Annotated in this window: 15 protein-coding genes, 1 rRNA gene and 1 riboswitch; of the genes, 4 read left to right on the forward strand and 12 right to left on the reverse strand. The window is 70.0% G+C overall.

What is annotated here, in order from left to right:
* Positions 1-158 precede the first annotated feature (158 nt).
* The 3 genes from ACZ7L0_RS24080 to ACZ7L0_RS24090 all read left to right on the forward strand — a co-directional run bounded on the left by ACZ7L0_RS24080 (position 159) and on the right by ACZ7L0_RS24090 (position 3,083).
* A complete protein-coding gene (locus ACZ7L0_RS24080) occupies positions 159-2,114 on the forward strand; it encodes an APC family permease (protein WP_471244588.1) in 1,956 nt (651 codons plus the stop codon).
* Positions 2,115-2,169: 55 nt separating this feature from the next.
* Positions 2,170-2,571 carry a TOBE domain-containing protein gene (locus ACZ7L0_RS24085; protein ID WP_471244589.1) on the forward strand — a complete coding sequence of 134 codons (402 nt, stop codon included), beginning with the start codon at positions 2,170-2,172 and terminating at the stop codon, positions 2,569-2,571.
* A gap of 92 nt (positions 2,572-2,663) precedes the next feature.
* On the forward strand, positions 2,664-3,083 hold the full coding sequence (locus ACZ7L0_RS24090) for a TOBE domain-containing protein (RefSeq protein ID WP_471244590.1): 420 nt from the start codon (positions 2,664-2,666) through the stop codon (positions 3,081-3,083).
* A 49-nt stretch (positions 3,084-3,132) separates the two neighbouring features.
* On the opposite strand, the gene gcvP is transcribed toward ACZ7L0_RS24090, so the two are convergent.
* The gene (gene gcvP, locus ACZ7L0_RS24095; protein WP_471244591.1) at positions 3,133-6,018 is read right to left on the reverse strand and encodes an aminomethyl-transferring glycine dehydrogenase; all 2,886 of its coding nucleotides are present in this window, start codon (positions 6,016-6,018) and stop codon (positions 3,133-3,135) included.
* Positions 6,019-6,193: 175 nt separating this feature from the next.
* Positions 6,194-6,289: riboswitch (glycine riboswitch) on the reverse strand.
* Positions 6,290-6,402: 113 nt separating this feature from the next.
* Here gcvP and ACZ7L0_RS24100 point away from each other — a divergent pair.
* Entirely contained in the window at positions 6,403-6,786 is a 384-nt protein-coding gene (locus ACZ7L0_RS24100; protein ID WP_471244592.1) for a PRC-barrel domain-containing protein, read from the forward strand.
* Between the two features lie 27 nt (positions 6,787-6,813).
* Here ACZ7L0_RS24100 and ACZ7L0_RS24105 read toward each other — a convergent pair whose 3' ends face one another.
* From ACZ7L0_RS24105 to rrf, 11 genes are all read right to left on the reverse strand, one after another.
* Positions 6,814-8,199, reverse strand: coding sequence for a DNA polymerase IV (locus ACZ7L0_RS24105; protein WP_471244593.1), 1,386 nt, complete (start codon positions 8,197-8,199; stop codon positions 6,814-6,816).
* A 65-nt stretch (positions 8,200-8,264) separates the two neighbouring features.
* Complete coding sequence (locus ACZ7L0_RS24110; protein ID WP_471244594.1) at positions 8,265-8,909, reverse strand: MerR family transcriptional regulator; 645 nt, start codon at positions 8,907-8,909, stop codon at positions 8,265-8,267.
* A 216-nt stretch (positions 8,910-9,125) separates the two neighbouring features.
* Entirely contained in the window at positions 9,126-9,599 is a 474-nt protein-coding gene (locus ACZ7L0_RS24115; protein ID WP_026253112.1) for a bifunctional nuclease family protein, read from the reverse strand.
* An 85-nt stretch (positions 9,600-9,684) separates the two neighbouring features.
* Entirely contained in the window at positions 9,685-10,422 is a 738-nt protein-coding gene (ftsR, locus tag ACZ7L0_RS24120; RefSeq protein WP_471244595.1) for a transcriptional regulator FtsR, read from the reverse strand.
* 45 nt (positions 10,423-10,467) lie between these two features.
* Positions 10,468-11,325, reverse strand: a complete 858-nt coding sequence (locus tag ACZ7L0_RS24125) for an FHA domain-containing protein (protein WP_471244609.1) — start codon at positions 11,323-11,325, stop codon at positions 10,468-10,470.
* 148 nt (positions 11,326-11,473) lie between these two features.
* Positions 11,474-12,322 (reverse strand): DUF881 domain-containing protein, encoded by an 849-nt coding sequence (locus tag ACZ7L0_RS24130; RefSeq protein WP_471244596.1) that lies wholly within the window; start codon positions 12,320-12,322, stop codon positions 11,474-11,476.
* Between the two features lie 5 nt (positions 12,323-12,327).
* Positions 12,328-12,660, reverse strand: coding sequence for a small basic family protein (locus ACZ7L0_RS24135; RefSeq protein ID WP_003988855.1), 333 nt, complete (start codon positions 12,658-12,660; stop codon positions 12,328-12,330).
* The gene (locus tag ACZ7L0_RS24140; protein ID WP_471244597.1) at positions 12,657-13,490 is read right to left on the reverse strand and encodes a DUF881 domain-containing protein; all 834 of its coding nucleotides are present in this window, start codon (positions 13,488-13,490) and stop codon (positions 12,657-12,659) included. The genes ACZ7L0_RS24135 and ACZ7L0_RS24140 overlap by 4 nt, the downstream gene beginning before the upstream one ends.
* Positions 13,491-13,657: 167 nt before the next feature.
* A complete protein-coding gene (locus ACZ7L0_RS24145; RefSeq protein ID WP_471244598.1) occupies positions 13,658-16,153 on the reverse strand; it encodes a sugar phosphate nucleotidyltransferase in 2,496 nt (831 codons plus the stop codon).
* 118 nt (positions 16,154-16,271) lie between these two features.
* The gene (locus tag ACZ7L0_RS24150) at positions 16,272-16,880 is read right to left on the reverse strand and encodes a CDP-alcohol phosphatidyltransferase family protein (protein ID WP_471244599.1); all 609 of its coding nucleotides are present in this window, start codon (positions 16,878-16,880) and stop codon (positions 16,272-16,274) included.
* Positions 16,881-16,988: 108 nt separating this feature from the next.
* Positions 16,989-17,083: ribosomal RNA gene (gene rrf / locus ACZ7L0_RS24155) — 5S ribosomal RNA — on the reverse strand; the annotation flags it as partial.

Consider the following 17,083-nt stretch of genomic DNA (forward strand, 5'->3'; position numbering starts at 1 on the left):
CTGACTGGCCACCCCCGCTTCCCCCGGACGTTCTTAACGCAAGATTGACGCCCACCGCCCCCTGATCCATGGGCCCACGCGTCACTCTCTGCTTACGCTGGTGCCGCCGTCCGCGTGATGGCCGGAAACATACGGAGCCGCACACCAGGAGCACGGCGATGGCCACGACCGAACACCCTCCCCCCAGTCGCCTGCGCGCCTGGATGCTGGAGGGCCTGTCCGACATGGGCAAGGGCACCGGCCACACGGGACCGCACGCCGAACCGGAGCCGGCGCACCAAGGTCAGCGCTGGTACCGGGTGATGTGCCTGACCGGCGTCGACTACTTCTCCACCCTCGGCTACCAGCCGGGCATCGCCGCGCTGGCGGCCGGACTGCTCTCCCCGATCGCCACCATCGTGCTCGTCGTCGTCACCCTGGCCGGCGCCCTGCCCGTCTACCGGCGAGTGGCCGAGGAGAGCCCCCACGGCGAGGGCTCCATCGCCATGCTGGAGCGGCTGCTGTCCTTCTGGCAGGGCAAACTCTTCGTCCTGACGCTGCTGGGCTTCGCCGCCACCGACTTCCTGATCACCATCACCCTCTCCGCCGCCGACGCCTCCACCCACCTCGTCGAGAACCCCCACCTGACCAGCGTCCTGCACGGCAAGGAAATGCTGATCACCCTGCTGCTGGTGGCCCTGCTCGGCGCTGTCTTCCTCAAGGGCTTCCTGGAGGCGATCGGTGTCGCCGTCGCCCTGGTGGTCACCTATCTCGCGTTGAACGTCGTGGTCGTGTTCGTCGGCCTGTGGCACGTGCTGACCGCCGGCCACGTCGTCACCGACTGGACCAGCGCCCTGACCACCGAGCACGGAAACGTCTTCGCCATGATCGGCGTCTCCCTGCTCGTCTTCCCCAAACTCGCCCTGGGCCTGTCCGGCTTCGAGACCGGCGTCGCCGTCATGCCCCATGTCCAGGGCGACCCGGGCGACACGGAGGAGCACCCCGCCGGGCGCATCCGCGACACGAAGAAGCTGCTGACCGCGGCCGCCCTGATCATGAGCGTCTTCCTGATCGCGACCAGCTTCATCACCACGGTGCTGATCCCGGAGAAGGAGTTCGAGGACGGCGGCCAGGCCAACGGCCGAGCCCTGGCCTACCTCGCCCACGACTACCTCGGCAACGCCTTCGGCACCCTCTACGACCTCTCCACCATCGCCATCCTGTGGTTCGCCGGCGCCTCCGCCATGGCCGGCCTGCTCAATCTGATGCCCCGCTACCTGCCCCGCTACGGCATGGCCCCGCACTGGGCCCGCGCCGTGCGCCCCATGGTCATCGTCTTCACCCTGATCGCCTTCCTGGTCACCTGGATCTTCGACGCCGACGTCGACGCGCAGGGCGGCGCCTACGCCACCGGCGTCCTGGTCCTGATGTCCTCCGCGGCGATCGCGGTCACCATCGCCGCCCGCAAGGCCGCACAACGCGGCTGGACCATCGCCTTCGCCGTGGTCGCCGCGGTCCTGCTCTACGTCACCGTCGCCAACGTCATCGAACGCCCCGACGGCGTCAAGATCGGCGCCTGCTTCATCGCCGGCATCATCCTCGTGTCCCTCCTCTCCCGCCTCGCCCGCGCCTTCGAACTCCGCGTGACGAGCGTGCAGCTCGACCCCATGGCGGAACGGTTCGTCAGGGACATCGCCAGCCGCAAGATCCGGTTCATCGCGAACGAACCCGACCGGCGGGACAAGGCCGAGTACCGCGACAAGATCGAGCAGATCCGGAAGGACAACGACATCCCCGGCCAGGAGGACTTCGTCTTCGTCGAGGTCACCGTCACCGACCCCTCCGAGTTCGAGGCCGGCCTGACCGTCCGCGGCGAGGTCCTGCACGACCGCTACCGCGTGCTGACCCTGGAGTCCTCCTCCATCCCCAACGCCCTCGCCGCGCTCCTCCTCCACGTCCGGGACACGACCAACTGCATCCCGCACATCTACTTCGAGTGGACCGAGGGCAACCCCTTCGCCAACTTCCTGCGCTTCTTCCTCTTCGGCCAGGGCGAGGTCGCCCCCGTCACCCGCGAAGTCCTCCGCGAGGCGGAGCCTCGCCGGCAGCGGCGGCCCCGGGTCCACGTCGGCTGAGCGCAGCCGCCCCGCCGGTCGAAACGGGTGAGCGGCACGCCCTATCGTGACCGGCATGCAGTCCTACACGATCGGCCAGGCGGCGCGGCTGCTCGGCGTGAGCCCGGACACCGCCCGCCGCTGGGCGGACGCGGGCCGGATGGCGACCCACCGCGACGAGGCGGGCCGGCGGCTCATCGACGGCAAGGACCTCGCCGCGTTCTCCGTCGAACTCGCCAAGCCGGGCGCCGGCGACGAGGACGCGGGCGCCTCCTACACCTCGGCCCGCAACGCCTTCCCCGGCATCGTCACCGCGATCAAACTCGGCGACGTCGCCGCCCAGGTGGAGATCCAGGCGGGCCCCCACCGCCTGGTCTCCCTCCTGACCCGGGAGGCCGTCGAGGAACTGGGCCTGGAGGTCGGCATGGAGGCCACCGCCCGCGTGAAGTCGACGAATGTACATATCGACCGGGTCTGAATCCACGACGGTCCTGCGGAGCCCGGGAGCATGACCCGACTCAAACCCACGCATACCCGGCCTGAAGTGACCGTCGTCGTACGTTGGTGCCCATGACCCTGAGCATCCGCAACCAGCTCCCCGGCACCGTCACCGCCGTCCACCCCGGCGAGGTCATGGCCACCGTCAAGATCCGCCTGGACGGGGGCCAGGACCTCACGGCGGCCATCACCTTGGAGGCCGTCGAGCAGCTCACCCTCGCCCCGGGTGTCTCCGTCCGCGCCCTGGTGAAGTCGACGGAGGTCTCCCTGGCCACCGGCCGGGTCGACGGCCTCTCGATCCGCAACCGGCTCCCCGGCACGATCACCCACCTCACGCTCGGCGGCGTCATGGCCTCCGTGCGAGTCACCGTGGACGGTGGCGAGATCACCGCGGCCATCACCAAGGAGGCGGCCACCGACCTCGGCCTCTTCGTGGGCTCCGACGTCGTCGCCCTGATCAAGTCGACCGAGGTGTCGCTGGCGACGGCGTAACACGTGTGAGGGCCCCGTCCGTGCCCGGACGGGGCCCTCACACGCTCACTCAGTCCTCGTAGGCGTCCAGCGGCGGGCAGGAGCAGACCAGGTTCCGGTCGCCGAAGGCCTGGTCGATGCGGCGCACCGGCGGCCAGTACTTGTCGGCCGCCGAGACCCCGGCCGGGAACACCGCCTCCGCGCGGCTGTAGGCGTGCTCCCACTCACCGCCCAGCGCCGCGGCGGTGTGCGGGGCGCCCCGGAGCGGGTTGTCCTCGGCGGGCCACTCCCCCGAGCCGACCTTCTCGATCTCCGCGCGGATCGCGATCATCGCCTCGCAGAACCGGTCCAGCTCGGCCAGGTCCTCCGACTCAGTGGGCTCGATCATCAGCGTGCCGGCCACCGGGAAGGACATCGTCGGCGCGTGGAAGCCGTAGTCGATGAGCCGCTTGGCGACGTCGTCGACGCTCACACCGGTCGCCTTGGTCAGCGGGCGCAGGTCGATGATGCACTCGTGCGCGACCAGGCCGCCGGGGCCGGTGTAGAGCACCGGGTAGTGCGGCTCGAGGCGCTTGGCGATGTAGTTGGCGGAGAGCACGGCCACCTGGGTGGCGCGCCTGAGGCCCTCGCCGCCCATGAGGCGGACGTACGCCCATGAGATCGGCAGTATGCCCGCGGAACCCCACGGAGCCGCCGAGATCGGCCCCACACCGGTCTCGGGACCGGCCGCGGGCTGCAGCGGGTGGTTCGGCAGGTACGGCGCCAGGTGCGCGCGGACGCCGACCGGGCCCACGCCGGGGCCGCCGCCGCCGTGCGGGATGCAGAACGTCTTGTGCAGGTTGAGGTGGGAGACGTCACCGCCGAAGTGGCCGGGCTTGGCGAGGCCGACCAGGGCGTTGAGGTTGGCGCCGTCGACGTACACCTGGCCGCCGGCCTCGTGGACCTGGGCGCAGATGTCGGCGACGTGCTCCTCGAACACGCCGTGCGTGGACGGGTACGTGATCATCAGCACCGCCAGCTCGTCGCGGTACTGCTCGATCTTCGCCCGCAGGTCCGCGACGTCGATCTCGCCGTCCTCGGCGGTCTTCACGACGACGACCTTCATGCCCGCCATCACGGCGCTGGCGGCGTTGGTGCCGTGCGCCGAGGACGGGATGAGGCAGACGGTGCGCTGCTCGTCGCCGTTGGCCCGGTGGTAGCCGCGGACGGCGAGCAGACCGGCGAGCTCGCCCTGCGAACCGGCGTTCGGCTGGAGCGAGACCTTGTCGTAGCCGGTGACCTCGGCGAGACGCTCCTCCAGCTCACGGATGAGCGTGAGGTAGCCCTGCGCCTGCTCGGCGGGCGCGAAGGGGTGCAACTGGCCGAACTCCGGCCAGGTGACCGGCTCCATCTCCGTGGTCGCGTTGAGCTTCATGGTGCAGGAGCCCAGCGGGATCATGCCGCGGTCGAGCGCGTAGTCGCGGTCGGCCAGCCTGCGCAGGTAGCGCAGCATCGCGGTCTCGGAGCGGTGCTGGTGGAAGACCGGGTGGGTGAGGTGGTCGTCGGTGCGCAGCAGGGCCTGGGGCAGCGCGTCCTCGGTCGCCGCGTCCAGGGCCTCGATGTCGGCCCCGACGCCGAACGCCGTCCATACGGCGGCCAGCTGGGCCCGGGTCGTGGTCTCGTCGCAGGCCGCCGAGACGTGGTCGGCGTCGACGAGCCGCAGGTTGACCCCGTTGTGCCGGGCGGCGGCGACGACCTCGGCGGCCCGGCCGGGCACGCGCGCGGTCACCGTGTCGAAGAAGACGCCGTGCACGACCTCGACACCGCCCGCCCGCAGGCCCACGGCCAGGACGGCGGCGTACCGGTGGGTGCGCCGCGCGATGGTCCGCAGGCCCTCGGGGCCGTGGTAGACGGCGTACATCCCGGCCATGACGGCGAGCAGCACCTGCGCGGTGCAGATGTTGCTGGTGGCCTTCTCGCGGCGGATGTGCTGCTCGCGGGTCTGCAGGGCGAGGCGGTAGGCCCTGTTCCCGTCGGCGTCGACGGAGACGCCCACCAGACGGCCGGGCAGGCTGCGGGCGAACTTCTCGTGCACCGCCATGTAGCCGGCGTGCGGCCCGCCGAAGCCCATCGGCACGCCGAAGCGCTGGGTCGTACCGACCGCGATGTCCGCGCCGAGCTCGCCCGGCGAGGTCAGCAGGGTCAGGGCCAGCAGGTCCGCGGAGACGGTGACGAGCGCGCCGAGCTCGTGCGCCCGGTCGATGACGGGCTTGATGTCGCGTACGGCCCCGGAGGCGCCGGGGTACTGAATCAGTACGCCGTTGATCTCACGCTCGGCGACCTCGGCCGGGATGCCCTCGCTGAGGTCGGCGACCACGACCTCCACGCCGGTCGGTTCGGCGCGGGTCTTGATCACGGCGATGGTCTGCGGCAGCGCGTCCGCGTCGACCAGGAAGAGGCCCTTCTTGTTCCGGCCCATGCGCCGGGACAGCGACATCGCCTCGGCCGCCGCCGTGCCCTCGTCGAGCAGCGAGGCCCCGGAGGTGGGCAGCCCGGTGAGCTCGGCGACCATGGTCTGGAAGTTCAGCAGGGCCTCGAGCCGTCCCTGAGAGATCTCCGGCTGGTAGGGCGTGTACGCGGTGTACCAGGCCGGGTTCTCCATGACGTTGCGCAGGATGACGGGCGGCGTGAAGGTCCCGTAGTACCCCAGCCCGATCATGGAACCGAGGACCTGGTTGCGGTCGGCGAGCGAGCGCAGTTCGGCGAGCACCTCGGCCTCGGTACGGGCACCCGGCAGGTCCAGGGCATCGGCGTTCTTGATCACATCCGGCACCGCGGCGGCGGTCAGCTCGTCGAGCGAGCCGTAGCCGACCTGCGCGAGCATCTTGGCCCGCGCCTCCTGGTCGGGCCCGATGTGGCGCTGCTCGAAGGGGATGCCCTGTTCGAGCTCGGAGAGCGGAGTGCGGTGGGCGGTCATTGCGGAGGCCTCCTGGTCTGACGCGACCTTCGAGGGGCACCCCGGCACGGGTACCCCGACGGCCTCCCCCTCTGTCATCTCAACCTGAGAGCTTCACCGGGCTGCCCGAGGGGCCCGGCTTTCACCGTCGGTGAGAGCGGAAGCCGTCGACACCCGCCCTGCTTTCCAGAGTGACCTCGTCCGTGCGGTACGTGGGCCTGAGAGATTCCGGGGAGGATTTGCTCCTTCGGCGCCTCCGATGGTGTCCGGAGGACTCTCCCGCACGGGGTCAGCAGCCGCTTGCCAGCGTACCAGCGAGGTCAACGCCCGGGCCTCGAGTGGCCACCTTCCTGAATGTGCTCTTTTGTAGTGCTTACGGATGAGTTGCGACCAAGAGGAGGGACCGTGCGAACCGACATCGATCCGCGCCACCTGATCGGCCGCAAGGCGTTCGACCGCAACGGCGACAAGCTCGGCACCATCGACGAGGTCTACCTCGACGACGCGACCGGCGAGCCGGAGTGGGCGGCCATACGCACCGGCCTCTTCTCCCGGGACGCCTTCGTCCCACTGGAGCCCAGCGAACTGATCGACGGCGTCCTCCGGGTCCCCTTCGACCGGTCCCTCATCAAGGACGCCCCCGACTTCGGCGTGGGCCGTCACCTCTCCCCCGAGCAGGAGCTCCAGCTCTACCACCACTACGGCCTCGACGTGACCCCGGCACCCGCGCTCCCGGACCACGACTTCGGCAACCTGGCGGGCACGGACGAGACGGCGGGCCCCACGTAGGGGCACCCTCCCCTCCCGGGCCCGCCCTCACCCCGTCGAATCCGTACGCGCCATCCCGGGCGCCCCCCTCTCCTCCTCCACGCCCCCGTCGACCAGCGGCAGCGGATCCGCCGGTTCCAGAGCCGGGTCGTCGATCCGGAAGGTCCGCACGCGGCCGGGTTCCGAGGCCGGCGTCTCGAAGCGCACGGTGACCCGTCCCAGGCCGCTGCCCTGCACCCATCCGTGTCCGTGCTCGGCGTGTCGCACGTCGTGCCCCGCGGGCCAGCGCCGTTCGGCCATCGCGGGCTGTTCCTGGAGGGGCTCGGCCACCGTCTCCTCCGCCGACGCCTCCGTCCGCTCGCCGGCGGCCTGCGCGAACAGGTCCTCCTGCGTGTAGTCGGCGAGCCCGGAGACGCCCACGCCCAGCAGCCGGACGCCGCCGGTCGTGTCCACCGACTCCAGCAGCCGCGCGGCGGCCTCCCGCACCACCGCCGTGTCGTCCGTGGGCCCACGGAGCGTCTCGGACCGGGTCAGCGTGGAGAAGTCGTACCGCCGCACCTTCAGCACGATGGTCCGCCCCGACAGCCCGGCCTCGCGCAGCCGCCGCACGCACCGGTCGGCGAGCCGCTGCACCTCCAGGCCCACCCGGACCCGGTCGTGGATGTCCACGTCATAGGTGTCCTCGACCGACACCGACTTCGTCTCCCGCTCCGCCACCACGGGCCGCTCGTCGCGGGCCAGCGCCATCGCGTACAGCGCGTGCCCATGGGCCTTGCCCAGCAGCCGTACCAGCTCGTCCTCGCCCGCCTCGGCGAGTTCGTCGACCGTGGTGATCCCGGCGCGCCGCAGATGGTCCCCGGTCGCCGGGCCCACCCCGGGCAGGGTCCGCACCGGCATGGGACCCAGCAGCCCCCGCTCGGTCCCGGGGTGGATCAGCACCAGCCCGTCCGGCTTGGCCTGCTCGGAGGCGATCTTCGCCAGCATCTTGGAGGCCGCGAGCCCCACCGACCCCGTGAGCCCCGTGACGGCCCGGATGTCCCCGCGCAGCCTCGCCCCGGCCAGCCGCGCGGACGCCTCGTCCCAGGCCGTCCCCCCGGCCTCCAGGTCCACGAACGCCTCGTCCAGGCTCAGCGGCTCCACGAGTGGGGACAGCGCCCGCAGCAGCCTCATCACCTGCTCGCTGATCGACCGGTACAGGGCGAAGCGCGGCACCAGATACGCCGCGTTCGGAGCGAGCCGGCGCGCCTGGGCCATGGGCATCGCCGAGTGGACCCCGAAGACCCGTGCCTCGTACGACGCGGTGGCGACCACCCCGCGCGGCCCCAGGCCGCCCACGACGACGGCCTTCCCGCGCAGGCTCGGCTTGGACGCCTGCTCCACCGAGGCGAAGAAGGCATCCATGTCGAGATGCAGGATCGTGGGCGCGTTTCTCACATCTCCGATGCTGCACCACGCCACTGACAATGCCCCGGCACAGGGCCGGGCTCGGGGGAAGGCGGTCAGACGGCCCGGTTACGCCGCCGCGCCAGCTCGTCCGTGGGGTTGTGCCCGACGAGGGTCTCACCGGTGTCGATGCGCTCGCCGTGCAGCTGGGAGAGCGCGCTCTCCACGTCCCGCCACACCACGCCCACGGCGATCCCGAAGATCCCCTGACCGCCCTGGAGCAGGGCGTGCACCTCGTCGGGGGACGTGCACTCGTAGACCGTGGCACCGTCGCTCATCAGCGTCATGCGCTCCAGGTCGCGGAAACCGCGCTCCCTCAGGTGCTGGACGGCGGTGCGGATGTTCTGCAGCGACACACCGGTGTCCAGAAACCGCTTCACGATCTTCAGGACGACGACGTCCCGGAAGCTGTAGAGCCGCTGCGTGCCCGACCCGTAGGCGGGCCGCACGCTCGGCTCGACGAGGCCGGTGCGGGCCCAGTAGTCGAGCTGCCGATAGGTGATGCCGGCGGCCGCGCAGGCCGTCGGGCCTCGGTAGCCGATCTCCTCGGACGCCATGGGCGCCGCCCCTCCGCCGCTCGGCACGGCCGTCGGTCGCTGCGGGATGTGATCGGCCGCGCTGCCGTGAAACGGGTACGGACCGCTCGCCCCGAAACCGCGTCCGGGGGCACCCCCAGCCGTACCGTCGCCGCTGCTTCTCACGCCGACCTCCGTCCTTGACCTGCCTTCTCGACGGTAGGCAGTCACCAGGGGTGCGTCAACGATCGCCACACTCGGCACGCCGAGTGATAATCACCCTAAGAGTGGTTTCCCGTGCCCCACCGCGGGGAAAGGCTAGCCGAATGCCCTGGCGGGGAACCGTCGGACGCCCCCACCGGCCGTCGGCAAGCACCACCCCCGGCCTGCGGGAGTCCCCCCTCACTGGCTGCTGGTGCCGAAGTCCTCGGGCGAGATCTGGTCGAGGAACTCGCGGAACTTCTCGACCTCGTCCTCCTGCTCGTCCGGAATCGCGATGCCCGCGTCGTCGAGCACCGTGTCGCTGCCGTAGATCGGCGTTCCGGTGCGCAGGGCCAGCGCTATGGCGTCGGACGGGCGGGCGCTCACCTCCACCCCGCTGGCGAAGACCAGCTCCGCGTAGAAGACGCCCTCACGCAGGTCGGTGATGCGCACTTCGGTGAGCTCCTGGCCAACGGCCTCCAGCACGTCCTTGAACAGGTCGTGGGTCAGCGGTCGTGCGGGGGCCATGCCCTGCTGGGCGAAGGCGATCGCCGTCGCCTCCCCCGGTCCGATCCAGATGGGGAGGTACCGGTCGCCACCCACTTCACGCAGGAGCACGATCGGTTGGTTGGAGGGCATTTCGACCCGGACACCTACGACATCGAGCTCGTTCACACAGCAACCCTAGGCCGTGCCCGGGATGTTTGGGTAGTCGGGCCGGGAACGGGTGCCCGATCCGGCCTCCCGGCACCAGTGCCGTTCAAGGCAGCCGCACCCCGAGCGCGGTCTGCACCAGGGCCGCGTGCAGCCGCACGGTGAGCGCGGCCAGCTCCTTCGCACGGGCCTCGGCGTGGGCCCTGGTCTGCGGATTGCGGTGGCGCCTGAGCGGGGCCACCACCTGGTCCACCAGCCCGGCCTCACGGTCGGCCGCGGCCTTCATCACCCGCAGATGGCGCGGCTCGATCCCGAACCGCCCCAGCTCGGCGACGAGGGAGGCCACGGTGACGGCCTCCGCGTCGTACACCCCGTCCTCCAGGGGAGCGATCAGCCCGTACGACTCCCACTCCCTGAGGTCGTTCTCGTCGATCCCAGCGGCCGCCAGCAGCTCGGACCGCCCGATCCGCGCGGCCATGGGTGCCTCGGCGGGCTCCAGGACGGTCTCACCGTCGCGCTGGCGCCCCACGACCGGCAGCTGCACCGCCTCGCCGCGCTCGATCGCGTCCAGGTGCTCGCGGATCACCTTGAGCGGAAGATAGTGGTCCCGCTGCATCCGCAGAACGTGGCCGAGGCGCTGGACGTCCCCGGCACTGAACTTGCGGTACCCCGAAGGAGTCCGCTGCGGCTCGATCAGCCCCTCCGACTCCAGAAAGCGGATCTTGGAGATCGTGACTTCGGGGAACTCGTCGCGCAGCGCGTTCAGCACCGTGCCGATGCTCATCAGCCCGCTGTCCGTGGCGGCGGTACCGCGCCCGGCACCGCCGCTCGGTGTTCGCAGCATGGACCTTCCCTGGGGGTCCCCCCGGACACGGGGTCCGGGGGAGGGTCAGATGCCCTGCCGGCTCGCGTAGAACACCAGCCGGTACTTGCCGATCTGCACCTCGTCACCGTTCGACAGAGCGACCTGGTCGATCCGCTCACGGTTGACGTACGTGCCGTTCAGGCTGCCCACGTCGGCCACCGTGAAGGAGCCGTCCGCGGCGCGCCGGAACTCCACGTGGCGGCGCGAGACCGTCACGTCGTCCAGGAAGATGTCGCTCTGCGGATGACGCCCTGCCGTGGTCAGCTCGCTGTCCAGCAGGAAGCGGCTGCCCGAGTTCGGCCCACGGCGCACCACCAGCAGCGCCGAGCCCAGCGGCAGCGCGTCGACGGCCGCCTGCGCCTCCGGGGAGAGCATCGGCGTCTGGCCGGTCGCCTCCGCGTCGTAGGCCTCCAGTCCCGAGATGGAGATCGTGGACGTCGTCTCGGACGCACGCTCCGGCACGGCTCCGGGGCGCAGCGGCGCACCGCAGTTCGAGCAGAAGCGGGCGTTCTCCGCGTTGCGGTTACCGCACCTCGTACACACCAGGACCGACATGGACGGATCCTCCTGCCCCGCCGGAGCGTTGGAAGCGTAGGGGCCGGGGGCGAACCCTCCACCCGTACCTGAGGTTGACGGTTGGCCGAAACCTATGCCGCCGGACTGGGCAGGGTCAACAGACGGCGCGCCCTGGCCTCCGGAAACGTCACCGCCCGGACCAGCCACCTGGTCACGGAACAGCGGACGCTGACCTTCTGCGTCAGGCTGTGCGCGATGACGAGCGGTCGCGTTGTCGCTGGCCTCTCGCGCGCTCTTGCCGAACAACTTCGCAAACAACTTCACGGGCGATTCCCCTTGACCGAAACAGACCCGCCCGTGGGGCAGGACGAACCCTGATTGCCTTCACCGGCCGACCCGGACACCCTCACAACGTCCGTAGCCACCAGACAGTTTCCACCACGCACCACCCCTTCGGTGCGCCGACCCCCCGCAACGTCATGCCCCTGCCGGACGTCCCCCATGCACCCCCGGTTCACTGGGAGGACGACCGAGCGTAGTCAGGCCGCTTCGCCGCTCGCAAGGCGTCCACGACGATCTTGGCCGACCGCTCGACGGTCACGGTGGCCTGCTCCTTCTCGAGAGTCTGCACCACGCCTCCGGGAATGTTCAGCGCCGGCTCGAGGTCCTGCGGCTTGCCGATGACCTTGAAACGATAGGGAGCGTTGATCTTGTTCCCGTCGACGCTGACGCTCTTGCCGGAATCCGTGAGGTAGGTGCCGGCGACGACCCGGACACCGTTCACCTGGATCGCCTCGGCACCGGCCGCGCGCAGTTCCTGGATCGCGTCGAGCAGCATGTCCGCCTGGACCGTCCCCTTCGTGTCGTCGATCGTCATCGTGATGCCGGGACCCTCGGCCGCCACGGTGCCCGCGAGGATACCGAGTTGCCTCTCCTTCTCGGCGGTCTGCTTGCGCGCCTCCGCGGCCTGGTCGGAGCTGCTCTGCAGTTCCTGCCGCTGCTTGTCCAGTCCTTGCTTCTCGTCCTCAAGACGCTGAGTGCGGTCGTCGAGTTCATCGAGGATACGGACGAGATCCTCCTGACGGGCGCCGCGCAGGGCGCTGTCGCTGTCGCTGTTCGACGCCACCTGCACGGCCAGCCCGAAGCCGAGACCGAACAGCAGCACCGCGACGATGAGTTGGGCCCGGCTGAACCGGGGTGGCCACAGGCCCTGGACCAGGCGCTGGCGGCCGGTCAGCGCCTGCTGGGGCTGCCGGGGCTCCTCCTCGGCGGCCGGCTCGGGCTCGGGGGCCCTCGGCGTGGGCACCTCGTCGGGCAGTTCCTCGCGCAGCCTGTTCTCCGGCTGCTCGTCCTTGTTGCTCATCGCCGTCACGCCCGGAACACGTGGCGCCGGATGGCCGCGGCGTTGGAGAAGATACGGATGCCGAGGACCACCACCACGCCGGTGGACAACTGCGCGCCCACACCCAGTTTGTCGCCCAGGAACACGATCAGCGCCGCCACGACCACGTTCGACAGGAACGACACCACGAAGACCTTGTCGTCGAAGATGCCGTCCAGCATGGCCCGCAGACCGCCGAACACGGCGTCGAGCGCCGCGACGACGGCGATCGGCAGATAAGGCTCGACGACCGCCGGAACCTCAGGCCGGACCAACAGGCCGGCCACGACTCCCACGACGAGGCCCAGTACGGCGATCACGATGTGCCCTTCTCAGTGCTCGGCTGTGCTGTTCGTACGATCACACTCGGTGCTGCGGGCAGCCGGAGGTCGCTCTCGGTGGAGATGCCGGTCCGGATGCCGTAGTTCTCTTGCAGGGCGTGCAGATACAGGCCGTCGGCGCTGTTCTGGAACCTGGTGCTCACCCTGTCCCCGTCCCCCACCGCCAGCACCGTGTAGGGCGGCACCAGGGGCTTGTTGTCGACCAGTATCGCGTCACCCGCGGCCCTGATCGCCGACAGGGCGGTCAGCCGCTGTCCGTTGATGGAGATGGCCTCGGCGCCGGAGGCCCACAGCCCGTTCACCACGCGCTGCATGTCGCGGTCGCGCACCCGGCCGGTGTCGGAGAACCCCGCGGTCTCACGCGGATCGGCGCCACCGCCGGTGCTGGCTTCCTTGGCGTCGTTCACGACGAGCTTCACACCGGGCCCATGCACGGCCGTGGCGCCCGACAGGACGCCCACCAGGTCCGCCTCGCCGCTGCCGCCGCTCTTCTTCAGCGCCGCCCGCTGGCGCGCGCTGACGTCGTCGCGCAGCTCGTCCACGTCGCCCTCGAGCTTGTCCGCCGCCGCCGTCTCGCGGTCGATGCGGTCGATCAGCTCCTGGCGCTCCTTGGCGATCACGGGCGCCGCCACCCGCGCCTGGGCCGCCCCGACGGTCACCACGAGCGCCGCGAGCACCAGACCGGCGGCAAGCCCCAGCTTGGCCCGGAGAGTCTTCGGCAGACCGCCCTCCCCCTTGTCCTTCCTCCGGGCGGCCTCGGCGTACCCGTCGTCGAGACTGTGGTCCATGACGTTGGTGATCAACGACATGGAGGCATCCGGACGCGGGGGCCGCGAGGGTGTGCTCCGAACGGGGGGTTGCTGCGGCATGCCGCACATCGTCGCACGTCGCGACCAGTACCTCCGAATGGCCCCACCGGCGTGCCGGACAGGCCCCCTTGGGGACACTTGTCCGGCACGCGCGCGTGCGGCCGGTTTTACCGTCCGGCGCTGTCCACCACGGCCGACCACTCGTCGAGCAGGGCCTGCGCGGAGGCGTCGTCCGGCCCCTCCGCCCACAGGTGCGTGACCGCCTCGGCCGGGTCGGGCAGCACCATCACCCAGCGCCCGTCGGTCTCCACGACCCGTACGCCGTCGGTGGTGTCGACGAACCGGTTCCCGGCGGCCTCGACGACCCGCCGCATGACGAGCCCCTTGACCGCCCAGGGAGTCGCCAGATCCCGCTTGAGGACGTGCGCCCGCGGGATACGGGCGTCGATCTGGCTGAGGGTGAGCTGCGTCCGCGCCACCAGCCCGATCAGCCGTACGAAGGCCGCCGTGCCGTCGTAGACGCTGCTGAACTCGGGGACGATGAACCCGCCCTTGCCGTCACCGCCGAAGATGGTCCCTTCCTCGCCGCCCACGCGCGTGAGGTCGTCGGGAGACGTGGTGGTCCACTCGACCTGGGTGCCGTGATAGGCGGCGACCTGCTCGGCGATCCTGGTGGTGGTCACCGGCAGCGCCACACGGCCGCTGCGCCGCTCGGCGGCGACGAGGTCCAGCATCACGAGCAGCGCCCGGTCGTCCTCGATGATCCGGCCCTTCTCGTCGACGAGCGACAGCCGCTCGCCCACGGGGTCGAACCGGACGCCGAACGCCGCGCCCGACGACGCCACGATCTCTCCGAGCCGCACCAGTCCGGAGCGCCGTATGTCGGCGGTCTCCGTCGGCCTGGACTCGTCGAGGCCGGGGTTGATGGTCAGCGAGTCCACGCCGAGCTTGCCGAGCAGGCTGGGCAGCACGAGCCCGGCACTGCCGTTGGAGGCGTCCACGACGACCTTGAGCCCCGACTCGGCGATCCCGGTCGTGTCGACGTTCCGCAGCAGCGACCCGGTGTACGAGTCGAAGACACTCGCCGGGAAGTACAGGTCGCCGATCTCTCCCGGGAAGGCACGCCGGTACTCCTGCCGCGCGAACACCCGGTCCAGCTTCCGCTGGCTGCCCTGCGAGAGGTCCGCCCCGTTCCCGTCGAAGAACATGATGTCGACGGAGTCGGGCACACCCGGCGAGGTCCGGATCATGATCCCGCCGGCGCTGCCCCGAGCGGTCTGCTGCCGGGCCACCGGCAGCGGTACGTTCTCCAGGTCGCGTACGTCGATGGCGCTGGCCTGGAGCGCGGAGATCACCGCCCGTTTCAGCGCACGGGCACCGCGGGAGTGGTCGCGGGCCGTGGTGACGGTGGAGCCCTTCTTGAGGGTGGTCGCGTAGGCGCCGGCCAGCCGCACCGCGAGCTCGGGTGTGATCTCGACGTTCAGGATCCCGGTGACCCCGCGGGCGCCGAAGAGGTGCGCCTGGCCCCTGGACTCCCAGATGACCGAGGTGTTGACGAACGCACCGGCCTCGATGGTCTTGAAGGGGTAGACCCGCACATTGCCCTGAACGATCGATTCTTCGCCGATCAGGCACTCGTCGCCGATGACGGCGCCGTCCTCGATCCGGGCCGCGCGCATGATGTCGGTGTTCTTGCCGACCACACAGCCGCGCAGATTGCTGTGCTGCCCGACGTACACGTTGTCGTGCACGACGGCCCTGTGCAGGAAGGCACCGCTCTTGACGACGACGTTCGATCCCACGACCGTGTGCTCACGCAGCTCCGCGCCGGCCTCGACCTTGGCGTAGTCACCGACGTAGAGCGGGCCCCGGAGCACGGCGTCGGGGTGCACCTCGGCACCCTCGGCCACCCACACGCCCGGGGAGATCTCGAACCCGTCGATGTCGACGTCGACCTTGCCCTCGAGAACGTCCGCCTGCGCCTTCACATAGCTCTCGTGCGTGCCGACGTCCTCCCAGTAGCCCTCGGCGACATAGCCGTAGACCGGCTTGCCCTCCTTCATCAGCTGCGGGAAGACGTCGCCGGACCAGTCGACGGGGACATCGGGATCGACGTAGTCGAAGACCTCGGGCTCCATGACGTAGATGCCCGTGTTCACGGTGTCGGAGAAGACCTGTCCCCAGGTCGGCTTCTCGAGGAAGCGCTCGACCTTGCCCTCCTCGTCGACGATCGTGATGCCGAACTCCAGCGGATTGGGCACACGCGTCAGACAGACGGTGACCAGCGCGCCCTTTTCCTTGTGGAAATTGATCAGCTCGGTGAGGTCGAAGTCCGTCAGGGCATCGCCGGAGATGACAAGGAAGGCATCGTCCTTCAACGCCTCTTCGGCGTTCTTGACGCTTCCGGCGGTACCGAGTGGCTTCTCCTCGTTGGCATAGGTGAGCTCCATTCCGAGCTCCTCGCCGTCACCGAAGTAGTTCTTGACGAGCGATGCCAGGAACTGCACGGTAACGACGGTCTCGGTGAGCCCATGCCTTTTGAGCAGCCGCAGCACGTGCTCCATGATCGGCCGGTTCACCACCGGCAGGAGCGGCTTGGGCATGCTCGAGGTCATGGGGCGAAGGCGAGTGCCTTCACCACCGGCCATCACGACGGCCTTCATGTCGGAAGCGTCCTCCTCTTAAGAGATGACGGTCTAGCCGACTTCACCCGTCCCGATTGTCCCGCACTTTTCCGCAAACGGCCATCGAGGCGCTACGACGTCCGGACAATCGCCGAGCTCAATCGGCCATGGCGTCCGCGCGGACCAGGCGGCGGACTTGTACCACGTAGAGCACTCCTGCCCACCAATAGAGCGTTGTACCCCACCCTGCGAACGCCCATCCGAAAATAGCAGCGAGTGACGAGATCCAACCGGTTCCGTCACTGAGCAACAACAACGGGAAGGCGTACATCAGGTTGAAGGTCGCCGCCTTCCCGAGGAAGTTCACCTGCGGCGGCGGATAGCCGTGCCGTCTGAGGATGCCCACCATCACCAGCAGAACCAGCTCTCGCGCGAGCAGTACTCCCGTCAGCCACAGCGGCAGGATCTCGCGCCAGGTGAGTCCGACCAGCGTCGACAGGATGTAGAGCCGGTCGGCGGCGGGGTCGAGGAGCCGGCCGAGGCTGCTGATCTGGTTCCAGCGCCGCGCGAGCTTGCCGTCCAGATAGTCACTGATCCCGCTCAGCGCCAGCACGAGCAGCGCCCAGGTGTCGCTCTTGGGGCCCCCGAACTCCGGCCGGAGGATCAGCCACAGGAAGACGGGTACGCCGACGAGCCGCGCCATGCTGAGGATGTTCGGGATGGTGAGGACCCGGTCTGTCTGGACGCGGGTCTCCTGGACCTCCACCCGGGGGCCTCCTGTGGGAAACGTGCCAACGATGCCCCCTGACCCTACCTCAACGCAAAAAAGCTCTGGCTCCTGGGCTGATGCCCAAGAGCCAGAGCTATAAAGGGAGTTCGGCGGCGTCCTACTCTCCCACAGGGTCCCCCCTGCAGTACCATCGGCGCTGTGAGGCTTAGCTTCCGGGTTCGGAATGTAACCGGGCGTTT

Source organism: Streptomyces sp. NPDC039424, from assembly GCF_055639495.1.